General features: G+C 73.4%; 11 protein-coding genes. 7 read left to right on the top strand and 4 right to left on the bottom strand.

Annotation, left to right across the window (positions count from 1 at the left end; translation table 11 throughout):
• Positions 1-1,091 (top strand): agmatine deiminase family protein (locus tag AB0E96_RS31690; RefSeq protein WP_359829226.1); only part of this gene is annotated, 1,091 nt, incomplete at its 5' end.
• A gap of 105 nt (positions 1,092-1,196) precedes the next feature.
• Here the strand turns inward: AB0E96_RS31690 and AB0E96_RS31685 are convergent.
• The 3 genes from AB0E96_RS31685 to AB0E96_RS31675 all read right to left on the bottom strand — a co-directional run bounded on the left by AB0E96_RS31685 (position 1,197) and on the right by AB0E96_RS31675 (position 4,286).
• Entirely contained in the window at positions 1,197-2,360 is a 1,164-nt protein-coding gene (locus tag AB0E96_RS31685) for an agmatine deiminase family protein (RefSeq protein WP_359829225.1), read from the bottom strand.
• 75 nt (positions 2,361-2,435) lie between these two features.
• Positions 2,436-3,473: an agmatine deiminase family protein gene (locus AB0E96_RS31680; RefSeq protein ID WP_359829224.1), complete on the bottom strand. Its 1,038-nt coding sequence runs from the start codon at positions 3,471-3,473 to the stop codon at positions 2,436-2,438.
• Positions 3,474-3,707: 234 nt separating this feature from the next.
• Positions 3,708-4,286: a TetR/AcrR family transcriptional regulator gene (locus tag AB0E96_RS31675; RefSeq protein ID WP_359829223.1), complete on the bottom strand. Its 579-nt coding sequence runs from the start codon at positions 4,284-4,286 to the stop codon at positions 3,708-3,710.
• Positions 4,287-4,432: 146 nt separating this feature from the next.
• On the opposite strand from AB0E96_RS31675, the gene AB0E96_RS31670 reads away from it, so the two are divergent.
• Genes AB0E96_RS31670 through AB0E96_RS31650 form a run of 5 tightly spaced genes read left to right on the top strand, consistent with a single transcriptional unit; the run spans position 4,433 to position 8,631 of the window.
• Entirely contained in the window at positions 4,433-4,993 is a 561-nt protein-coding gene (locus tag AB0E96_RS31670) for an RNA polymerase sigma factor (RefSeq protein WP_359829222.1), read from the top strand.
• Positions 4,990-5,817 carry a zf-HC2 domain-containing protein gene (locus AB0E96_RS31665; protein ID WP_359829221.1) on the top strand — a complete coding sequence of 276 codons (828 nt, stop codon included), beginning with the start codon at positions 4,990-4,992 and terminating at the stop codon, positions 5,815-5,817. Before AB0E96_RS31670 ends, AB0E96_RS31665 begins: the two co-directional genes overlap by 4 nt.
• Positions 5,818-5,849: 32 nt before the next feature.
• Positions 5,850-6,659 carry an ABC transporter ATP-binding protein gene (locus tag AB0E96_RS31660; protein WP_359829220.1) on the top strand — a complete coding sequence of 270 codons (810 nt, stop codon included), beginning with the start codon at positions 5,850-5,852 and terminating at the stop codon, positions 6,657-6,659.
• Positions 6,656-8,050, top strand: coding sequence for a hypothetical protein (locus AB0E96_RS31655; RefSeq protein ID WP_359829219.1), 1,395 nt, complete (start codon positions 6,656-6,658; stop codon positions 8,048-8,050). Before AB0E96_RS31660 ends, AB0E96_RS31655 begins: the two co-directional genes overlap by 4 nt.
• Entirely contained in the window at positions 8,047-8,631 is a 585-nt protein-coding gene (locus tag AB0E96_RS31650) for a hypothetical protein (protein ID WP_359829218.1), read from the top strand. Before AB0E96_RS31655 ends, AB0E96_RS31650 begins: the two co-directional genes overlap by 4 nt.
• A gap of 109 nt (positions 8,632-8,740) precedes the next feature.
• Here the strand turns inward: AB0E96_RS31650 and AB0E96_RS31645 are convergent, their stop codons facing one another.
• Complete coding sequence (locus AB0E96_RS31645) at positions 8,741-9,124, bottom strand: peptidase inhibitor family I36 protein (RefSeq protein WP_359829217.1); 384 nt, start codon at positions 9,122-9,124, stop codon at positions 8,741-8,743.
• 462 nt (positions 9,125-9,586) lie between these two features.
• Here AB0E96_RS31645 and AB0E96_RS31640 point away from each other — a divergent pair, with 462 nt between their 5' ends.
• Entirely contained in the window at positions 9,587-10,576 is a 990-nt protein-coding gene (locus AB0E96_RS31640) for a phospholipase (protein WP_359829216.1), read from the top strand.
• The last annotated feature ends 474 nt before the right edge of the window (positions 10,577-11,050 follow it).

Below are 11,050 nucleotides of genomic sequence, written 5' to 3'. Positions count from 1 at the left end.
ACACCTTCGTCTCCCGGTTCTCGGCGGGGCTGCCGCAGTACCCGGTGGGGCACCTGGACCGGGTGGCCCGGGTACGGGCCGCGGCGGGCCGGGTGCCGCCGGACACCGTCCGGCACACCCGCACCTGGATGGCCTGGCCGGACAGCAGCACCATCTGGCGGGGCAGGCTCGGCGGCGTCCAGTCGAACATCGCCCTGATCGCCAGGACCATCGCGACGTACGAGCCGGTCGTCCTGTGCGCCAACCCGTCGAGCGTCGCCAAGGCGCGGTCGATGTGCGGCTCGGCCGTCACCGTCATCGGGGACGTCCCGGTCGACGACTGCTGGATGCGCGACACCGGCCCGGTGTTCCGCACCGACGGCGCGGGCGGCCTCGACACGATCGGCCTCAACTTCAACGGCTGGGGCAACCACCAGAACCCGCACGGCAACGACGCCCTGGTCGCCCGGCGGGTCGCCGCCTACCTCGGCCTGCCGTTCACCGCCGCCGGACTCGTCGCCGAGGGCGGCGGCATCGAGACCGACGGCGCGGGGACGCTGATGGCCACCCGCAGCAGCATCCTCAACGCCAACCGCAACCCGGGCGTGTCCCAGGCCGCGGCCGAGAGCGCGATGTGCGCCGCCTACGGCGCCACCAAGGTGATCTGGTTCGCCGGTGTCGCCGGCCAGGACATCACCGACGACCACGTGGACGCCACCTCCCGCTTCCTCGGGACGGGTACGGCCGCGGTCCAGATGCCGCTGGCGAGCGACACCGACGCCTGGTCGAACGACGCGCGGCAGCAGTACCGGATCCTGACCACCTCCACCGGCGCCCAGGGGACCCTGTTCACGGTCAGCCGGATCCAGGGGCCCGACTACAACCTCATCCGTTCGACCGACCCCGCCTTCGTCGGCTCCTACGCCAACTACTACCTGTGCAACGACGCGGTGATCGCGGCGCAGTTCGGCGACACCAAGGCCGACGCCGCCGCCAGGACGGCCCTCGCCCGGCTGTTCCCCGGCCGCACCGTCGAGCAGCTCGACATCGACAACCTGGGCGCGGGCGGCGGCGGGATCCACTGCGTCACCCAGCAGCAGCCCGCCGTCTGACGAGCCCGCCCTCTGACGAGCCCGCCGTCCGGCGCGACGGACCCGCCGCCCGACGCGAGGTGGCCGGGTCCGGTCCGCCGACCGGACCCGGCCCGTCCGGGGGCCTCAGCCGAGGGCGGGGATGTCGTGGGTCGCGCAGTGGATCCCGCCGCCGCCGGCCGCGATCGCGTCGATCTTGACCTGGACGACCTCCCGGTCCGGGAAGTACTGCTTCAGGATCTGCCGGGCCCGGTCGTCGGCCCTGGCGTCGCCGAACTTCGGCAGGTAGACGCCCTTGTCGCCGACGTAGAAGTTCATGTACGAGGAGACGAAGGCGTCGCCGCGCCCGGTGATCCGGTCCGGGTCTGGCTGCTGGAGCTCGACCACCTGGAGCTTCCGCCCCTGGGCGTCGGTCGCGTCCTTGAAGACGGCGCGCGCCTGGTCGGCCGAGCGGGACCAGACGTCCGGCGGGGTGCCGGGGAAGGCCTGGTCGAGCAGGACGACTCCGGGGGCGGCGAAGCGGGTCAGGCAGTCGACGTGGGCGTCGGTGATGTCCTTGCCCCTGACGCCCGCCAGCCAGATCACCTTCGTCACGCCGAGGAGCCTCTTCAGCTCCGCCTCGACCTGGTCGCGGGTCATGCCCGGGTTGCGGTTGTCGTTGACCACCGAGCTCTCGGTCACCATCAGGGTGCCCTGTCCGTCGGTCTCGAAGGAGCCGCCCTCGGCGACCAGCCGGGTCTCGATCCGCTCCACGCCGTACGTGGCCAGCACCGTCCGGGCGACCTTGGCGTCGTTGCCGCGCTGCTGCTTGCCGCCCCAGCCGTTGAAGTTGAAGTCGACGCCCTTGACCTTGCCGCCCTCCTCGACGAACACCGGCAGGGTGTCCCGGGCCCACAGGTCGTCGACGGCGATCGGCACCACCTCGACGGCCGAGCCGCAGGCCTTCTGGGCGGCGTCCTTCTGCTCGGGGCGGGCCATCAGGACGACCGGTTCGCGCGCCGCGATCGCCTGGGCCAGGCCGGCCACGTCCCGGCGGACGTCCGCGAGCTGGTCGCCCCAGACGTTCTCCGAGGCGGGCCAGGACATCACGGTGCGCAGGTGCTTCTCCCACTCGGCGCCGAAGCGGCGCACCCCGGGGGTGCCGCCGGGCCGGGTGGGCGGCACGGCGCCGCCCGGGCCCTCGATGTCGTTGGGGTCGCAGGCGGTGAGGCCGAGGGCGAGGGCGCCGACTCCGGCGCCGACACCGGCGAGGCGGCGCATCAGGGTGCGGCGGGACAGGTCAGTGGACATGCGGGTACTCCGGCTGGTGGTCGGTGCGGTGGAGGGGAGGGCCGCGGTACGGCCCCGGCGGCGGGACGCCGGTGGCTACGGCAGCGGCTCGTGCATGGTCGAGCAGTGGATGCCGCCGCCCCCGGCCATCAGGCGGTCGACGTCGAGCTGGACCACCTCGCGGCCGGGGAACGCCGCGGCGAGCGCGTCCCTGGCGGCGGCGTCCTTGTACGCGTCGCCGAACTGGGCGGTGATGACGCCTCCGTTGACGAGGTGGAAGTTGAGGTAGGAGTCGACGAACTTGGAGCTGCGGGAGCGGACGGTGTCCGGGCCGTGCACCGGGACGACCTGGAGGCGCCGGCCCCGGGCGTCGGTCGCGGCGGACAGGAGGGCGAACTGCTCGCGGGCGTCCCGCGCCCACTCGTCGTCGCGGTCCGCCGGCGGCAGCTGGACCATCACGACCCCGGGGCGGACGAACCGGGAGGTGACGTCCACGTGGTCGTCGGTGATGTCCTGGCCCTTGATGCCCGGCAGCCAGATCATGGTGTCGGCGCCGTAGGCCTCCAGGACGGCCTCCTCGATCTCGTCCCGGCTCATGCCGCGGTTGCGGTTCTTGTTGACCAGGCTGCTCTCGGTGGCCATCACCGTGCCGTCGCCGTCGGTCTCGATCGCGCCGCCCTCGCCGACGAAGTCCGCGTAGGTGTGGCGCAGGCCGCGGCGGGCGGCGAGGCGCTCGGCGACCCGGGCGTCGTCGTGGTGCACCTGCTTGTTGCCCCAGCCGTTGAAGTTGAGGATCACGGCGTCCAGGCCGCCGTGGCCGTCCCGGCGGAACACCGGGGCGGTGTCGCGCATCCACAGGTCGTCGGTGGGGATGGCGGTGATCACCTCCACGCCGGAGCCGCACCGGGACTGCGCCTTGCCGGCCGTCCAGTCGTCGGGGGCGCACATCACTACCGGCTCGAACTCGGCGATCGTGCGGGCGATCAGGGCGATGTCCTCCTGGACGCCGCCCAGGCGCAGCCCCCACACGCCGCGGCGGGACGGCCAGGACATCCAGGTCCGCGCGTGCGGGACGTCGTCCGCCGGCACCCAGGGGTACGGCCCGGTGGAACGGTCATCGCGGTAGTGGGTCATGAGGGTCTCCTGATCGTGCGACGGTGCCGGGCAGGGCGTCGGCCGTCGGTTCCACTCTTCGCGCCGCGACGCGGCGGCGCACCACGGGGCGGTCCCGGTGGCAACGCCCTGCCTGCGGCCCAGGCTCGCACTGACTGAAAAATCAGTCAAACTCGTCGGCATGCCTTGACGCATCCTTGACGGGTGTCCTGCGCGGCGTGACGCCCTCCCCGAACGGGGCCGGGCCCGCGGGGATCAGGACCCGAGCCGGGCCACCTCGGCGTCGATCGCGTCGGTCAGCAGCGAGCGGGCGTGCGCCAGTGGCAGGCTGCCGCTGAGCCAGCGCGTACTCAGTCCCTCCAGCAGCGCCGTCAACCGTTCCGCCGCCCCGGCCAGCGCGACCGCCGAGGCCATCGGCCGCACCCCGCCGAGCAGTTCCGCGACCTCCTGCACCCAGATCCGGGTGGCCCGCGCCAGGTCCTCGCGCAGCGTCTCGTCGAACACCGCGCTCGCCCGCAGCTCACCCCAGGCGGTGCTGTTCTCCCGCACCTCGGCGGTGTCCTGGAGCTCCAGCAGCAGGGTCTGCTCCAGCTCCTCACGGGGCGTCAGCGGCGGGGCGTCCGCGGCGCGCTCGGTCGTGTACCGCTCCGCCCGGTCGTTGATGAACTCCAGCGTCTGCCGGAGGATCCCCGTGCGGTCCTTGAAGTGGTAGTAGATCAGCGCGGTGGACACGCCCGCCTCGGCCGCGAGCTCCTCCACCCGCAGTCCGCGCACCCCGCGCCGCGCGATCACCCGCGCCGCTGCTTCCATGATCGACGTTTTACGACTGGCCACGATCCACCACCCTACCGGCGGTGCCGGCGCCGGCCGGGCCACCTGCCGGAACGCCGGTCGGCGACCGGGGCCGGCCGCCCCGACCGACTGTGACGCAGGTCACGCCGAACGCAGAACCCGGACGCCGCGGCGGGCGTCTGGCTGGTGTGAGATCACGCAGGAGAACACTGGACGAGCTCGACGAGGAGCGCCTCCTCAGGCTGGTGGCCAGGGGTGACCGCGCGGCGTTCGACGAGCTGTACCGGCGCACCTCGCCGTGGCTGGCGGTGCGGTTGCGCCGCCGCTGCGCCGACGAGCAGATCGTCGCCGAGGTCATGCAGGAGACCTACCTGGCCGTGTGGCGCGCCGCCGGCGCGTTCGCCGGCAGCGCCGTGGGCGGGACGGCCGTCGGATGGCTGTGGACGATCGCGGCACGCCGCCTCGTCGACGCCTTCCGGCGCCGCGCCCACCACGCGGAGCCGCCCGCGGCCGCCGCCGAACGGACGGTGGTGCCCGCGGCGGAGGAGGAGGCCCTCGCCGGCACCGTCGGCGGGGACGTCGGCGACGCCCTGCGGCGACTGGCGCCGGAACTCCGGGAGGTCCTGCAGGCCACCGTGCTCGACGGGCTCTCCGTCCGGGAGACCGCCGTCCTGCTCAGACTGCCCGAAGGCACGGTCAAGACCCGTGCCCGCCGGGCCCGGATCGCGATGCGGGAGGCATTGGCATGACCGGGGAACACGCGTCGAGGCGGCTGATCGACGACTACGCGCGCGGAGACGTGGCGATGGCCGCGGACACGGTGTGGGCACTGGAAGCCCACCTGGAGTCCTGCGCGCCCTGCCGGAGCCGGCTGGCGGCCTCCGTCGCCGTCGAGGCGCCCGACGTCGCCGCGCTCCTCGACACCGTCCGGGCCGGCCTGGAACCCCGGCTGGACGCGGCGGTCCCGGTGGCCTCGCGGCGGCACCGTCCGCGGTGGGTGTCGTCCTGGCTGACACCGGTCATGACCCCGTGGCTGGCCATGACCGCCGTCGTCACCCTGGCGGCGCTGCTGCTGGACGCGCTCGCACCGGCGGACGTCTTCGGCGCCTCCTCGCCGGTGTCGCTGATCGCGCCGGTGCTGCCGCTGTGCGGTGTCGCCGCGTCCTGGTCGGCAGGCCTGGACCCGGCCCACGAACTGACCGCCTCGACCGCCCGGGCCGGCCTGCCCCTGCTGCTCAGGCGCACCACCTCGGTCCTCGTGGTGGTCCTGCCCGCGCTCCTGCTGGGGGGATGGCTGACCGGGGCCACGACGGTCGCGCAGTGGCTGCTGCCCTCCCTCGCCTTCACCTCCACCGCCCTGGCGCTGGGCAGCGTGGTCGGCGTGACCCGTGCCGCCGCCGGCCTGGTGGCCGGGTGGGGTGTCGCCGTCGTGGTGCCCGTGTCGGTCGTCGGCCGGGTCCCCTCCTTCCTCCAACTGGCCCTGCAGCCGGACTGGCTGCCCGCGTGGGCGCTGCTCCTGGCGCTCGGTGCCGGCGCCGTGATCGCCCGCAGGAACGCGTACTCGACGCTGTGAAACCCCTGTCCACCATCGAAAGGAACCACCGCATGACACGCATGACGAGCGTGGCCGACACCGCGCCGAAGACCTACGCCTGGGAGATCCGGGCCGCCGGCCTGAGGGTGCGGGTCGGCCGGAAGAAGATGGCCGTCGACGGCCTCGACCTCTCCCTCGGCATCGGCGCCCACGGCCTCCTGGGGCCCAACGGGGCGGGCAAGACCACCCTGATCCGGACGCTGGCCACGGTGCTGCGCCCCACCGAGGGCGAACTGGAACTGCTCGGCGCCCCCTTGGGCGGGATGGGCGACCAGCGGGCCCTGCGCCGCCGGATCGGCTACCTCCCGCAGGACTTCGGCTACTACAAGCGGTTCACGGTGCGCGAGTTCGTCGAGTACATGGCCTGGCTGAAGGAGGTCCCGAAGGCGGACGTCCCCGGGGCCGTCCAACGGGCCGTGGAACGGGTCGGGCTGGCGGACCGCGCCGACCACCGGATGAAGACCCTGTCCGGCGGCATGGTGCGCCGGGCCGGCATCGCCCAGGCAATCGTCAACGACCCGGCGGTGCTGCTGCTCGACGAGCCGACGGCCGGCCTGGACCCGGCGCAGCGGCTGCGCTTCCGCGAACTGCTCCAGGAACTGGGCCGCGACACCTGCGTGGTGGTCTCCACCCACCTGGTCGAGGACGTCGCGGCCGCCTGCTCCGACGTGGTGCTCTTCGCCGACGGCCGCCTCGTCTTCCAGGGCACACCGGAGGACCTGGCCGCGGCCGGCGGCCCCGAGCACCCGGGCGACAGCCCCCTGGAACGCGGCTACTCGGCCCTGCTGCGCGACTCCGGCCGGCAGGGGGGAGCCTGGTGAACGGACGTGTCCTGCGCACCGAGCTGAAGCGCTCGGCCGCCCCGTGGGCCGGAGCCGTCGTCCTGGCCGGCAGCCTGGCGGTCCTCTTCCTGATCGACGGCATCTGGTGGAGGGGCACCGCGGGGTGGACGGCCCAGTGGACCACCATGGCCATGTGGACCCGCTACCTGCTGGTCTTCTGGCTGCCGCTCGTGGTCGGCATCGGGGCGGTGTACGGGCTGCGTGAACCCCGCTCGCGGATGACCGAACTGCTGACGACCACACCGCTGCCGGCCTGGCGCCGCGCGGCGCTGCCGGCCGGTGCGCTCGCGCTCGCGCTGGCGGTGGGCTTCGGCCTCCTCGTCGTGGTGGGCGGAGCGCAGGTGGCGTTCGGCCCGACCACCTACGCGGGCCTCGGCTGGCTGCCGATCTCGCTGGTGGCGGTCCTGGGCCTCGTCGCGGCCGCCGTGTTCGCCATGGGAGCGGCCCGGGCGCTGCCCTCCGTCCTCACCCCGCCGGCCCTGGTGGTGGCCTGCCTCGTGGCGACGAACCTGCTGCGGGTGGGGATCGAAGGGGTGGTGCCGGAGAGCAGGACGTCGAACCGGCTCGGCCTGCTGTCCCCGGTGACCGCGGACCCGCGGCAGATGCTGCTGACCCTCTCCGGCTCCGTCCACCTCGGCCAGACGATCTGGCTGCTCGGACTGCTCGCCACCGGCTTCGCGCTGCTGGCGGCCGCCACCCGGCGGGCCCGGCTGCTGGCGACGGCTCCCGCCCTGGGCTGCGCGGCCGTGGCCCTGCTGATCCTGCCGGCCGCCGCGCGTGACGCCTACGTCGTCGACCGGGCCGCCGCCGCCCCGGCCTGCGACGGACCGGTGTGCGTGACGGAGGCGAGCCGGTCGCACCTGGCCGAGCTCGCGCCGCGCGGCCGGGAGGCGCTGAGCGTGCTGCACGACGTCCTCGGCGACCGGGCGCCGACCTCGGTACGGGAGGACACCTCGCTGCGCGCCCTCGGCGATCCCCGCGTACTCCCCGCCGACGCGGTGCTCGTCGACTTCGACGAGCAGCTGTTCATCGACGCGAGCGGCGAGGGCCTGACCCGTGCGCTGGTCGCCCAGGGACTGGCGCCGAGCTGCCACGCCCGCACCGCCCGGGAGGGCGGGGGACAGGACGACGTCGCCCTCCAGAGCATCGCCGTGAGCTGGGCCCTCGGCGACCCCGACCTCCGGCCGATGGCGGAGAGGGCCGCCGACGAGTACTCGCGCAGGACCTGGGCGGCCGCCGACGCCGCCTGGCGGGAGCTGAACGGGCTGGCGCCGGCCGAGCAGCGCTCGTGGATCGCCGAGCTGCGCACTGCGGCCCTCTCCTGCACGGCGAGGCTGCGCGAGGTGCCGACGGGGGGTGCGGCGCGGTGAGGTGGCTGCTGCTGTACGCGCGTTCACGACAGGTGCCCACGTCGGCCGCCGCCGTCGCCCTCGTCGCGTCGGCGGTGTGGGCCCTCACCCGGGGAGACGGTACGGGCGCGAGGGAGGTGATGGACCCGACCGCGTTCTTCGTGCTCGCCGCGGGCGTCGCGGCCGGCTCCGTCGGGTTCGGTGGGCAGGACCTCGCGCTGGACCGGACGGCCGCGATCCGGTGGGCGCCCCGCAGGGCGGCGCACGCCGTGCTGGTCGGCGCGGTCGCCGGGGCCGCGCTGCTGGCGGTGCAGGCGGTGGGCCCGACGTTCGCTCCCACCGAGGTCGTCGTCCGGGACAGCGCGGGCCTGGTCGGCCTGGCCGCGCTCGGCGCGGCGCTCTGCGGGGCGCAGCTCGCCTGGACGCTGCCGACCGGCTGGCTCGCGTTCACCGTCCTCGTCCCTCCGCTGCCGCCCACCACCGTGGGGAAGGCGGTCGGTTGGATGACGTATCCCGCCGGCACGGCGGCGTCCACCTGGGCCGCGGTGGCGCTGCTGGTGGTCGGCGGCGCGCTGTACGCCGTGGCCGGTCCGAGGCGGTAGGCCCCTCCCGGCCGGCCCTGGCGCTCGCTGCCCGCTCGGCCACCCGCCGGAGCGGGCGGCCGGGGAGGCCGGGACAGCGGGCTGACCCGGCCTCCCCGGCCGGAGGGCGCTACCCGAGGTGGGCGCGGTAGGCGCTGACCCAGGCGCCGATGCTGTTGTACCCGGTGCGGTCGATGGTGATCGACCCCCCGGTGCAGTCGTAGTTGTCCCACAGCTCCACCCAGTCACCCCCCTCGGTACGGGCGGAGCGGATCTGGTCGTTCCAGTTGTCCCCGACGTAGGTGCACGCCCCGTCGTTGCCGGAGAACCAGCGGTCCGCGCCCGAGAAACCGGTGTCGTTGAAGGCGTGGAAGCTGGGCTGGCGGGCGAGCGGGGCGGTGCCGGCGGTGTGGGTGGTGGAGGGGGCGAGGGGCTGGGCGGAGGAGGTGGGGACGACGACCACGGTGGCGGTGAGGACCGCGGCCGTGAGCAGGAGCCTGCGAACGACGGACATGGCGTCTCCTTCGGTAGCGCACTTCCGGGTGAACGGAGCCGTGGGAGGGGCGGAGTCGGCGCCGGTGCTTCGGCTTCGTCGGCCCGTTCCCTCGGCGGGAGTTCAGAATTTCACGCCGTGGCGGCGGGTAGCTGTGTGTACGAAGAAATGGCGGGAACGGGCATCGGGCCCCCGGCTCGGGTTCGAGTACGGATTCGACAGCGGGGGAACTCACCGGAACGGTGAGCAGGGTGAGGCGCCTGGGTCCGGGGGAGACGACCGCCTGTTCGACGAGGGGTGGTCCTTGTCGGTGTCCCCGCGGACACCAGGTCGATTCCCACCCGCCGGATCCGGCCGTCCCGGACCGGTCGCCGACCCGGGGCGAAGCACCGTCCATCGCCCATTTGCCGTACGGCAACGCACAGTTGGTGATATCGCTTGTCGGAGCACGGACAACAGGGCGCGAGCGAGAAGGAGCACCTCTTGACGACTCACCACGGGCGCGGCGCACACGTACGGACGCTGTCGGCCCTGACGGCGACGCTGTGCGGGATCGTCGGGGCCACCACGATCGGCACCACCCCGGCCGCGGCCGCCGACCAGCGCCACCCCGTCTACGCCATCGCCCACCGGGTCGACACCCTGGACGGCGTGGACGCCGCGATCAACCACGGTGCCAACGCCATCGAGATCGACGTCTGCGCCTGGTGGAACCCCAACGAGTGGCGCGCCTACCACGACTGCTCCTCGGCCGGCGAGAACCGGCTCGGCCCCAGCTTCGACAGCATGCTCGACCGCATCGTCTCGAACGCCGACGCGGGCCGCCGGCTGTCGTTGGTCTGGCTGGACATCAAGGACCCCAACTACTGCGGCGAGGAGCCCAACCGCACCTGCAGCGTCGCCGGACTGCGCGACAAGGCCCAACGGCTGACGGCCGCCGGCATCCAGGTGCTCTACGGCTTCTACGAGTACCACGGCGGCAGCACCCCGGACGTCAACGGCCGCGGCTGGAAGAGCCTGGAGGGCAAGCTCGGCCCGCTGGAGGGCATCACCACCACCGGCACCCGCGACCAGGTGCAGAGCGCCTTCGCCAAGTCCGGCGCCGGATTCCCCAACGGCCGCCGGGCCATGGACTACGGGGACAGCGACATCACCAAGGGCTTCGGCAACTGCACGGAGGCCACCTACAACACCTGTGCGGAGCTGAAGAAGGGAGCGGCCGACCGGGCCGCCGGACGGCTCGCGGCCACCCTCTCCTGGACGACCACCTACAACGACCCGTGGTACGTCGACAAGCTGCTCGGCGACGCCCAGGTGGACGGCATCATCGCCGGCTACGGCGCCTTCACCGGCGTCCGCGAGTACGACAACAGCTGGCAGTGCGCCAATGCCGTCAACCTCGTCCGGGACTGGGTGAACCGCCACAGCGGGACCCACCGCATGGCCGCCGCCGGCGACCGCCTCTTCAGGTAGTCGGTAGTCGTTTCGCACGCCCCGGCGCCGCCCGGTCGGCGGCACCGGGGCGTGACGTGGGCGTTTGTCTCGGGGGCCGAGGAGGAGTACTGTCTCCCAGTCGCTCGACTGGGAGCACCGGACACGCAACGGCGCGGACGGTCCCGGGGCGGCCAATCCTCTGAAACGCCATTTCCCGGCTCGGGCCGGGGCGAATCCGCCATGTGCGGCTGCGGCCCGGTCTGTATGTGGCATGTTCGTTTTATTGGATTGCGGCCGGATTCGCTTTCGGAAGCGGAGATCGGCTACTGTTTGAAACGTCGGACAGGGCGCCAAGCGCTGGAAGACACCGGCAAGTCGGAAGCGAAAAGCCCCGGTCAACGGAGCGGAAAGCGTCTGGTAAGCTGGAAACACGAAAGAACGAAGCCCGGAGGGTCCGCTGGAAGGCGGTCCGAAGGAAGCGTCCGTTCCTTGAGAACTCAACAGCGTGCCAAA

It is taken from the genome of Kitasatospora sp. NPDC036755 (assembly GCF_040636595.1).
GTDB lineage: Bacteria > Actinomycetota > Actinomycetes > Streptomycetales > Streptomycetaceae > Kitasatospora.
This window is presented reverse-complemented; position numbering and strand designations above follow the sequence as displayed.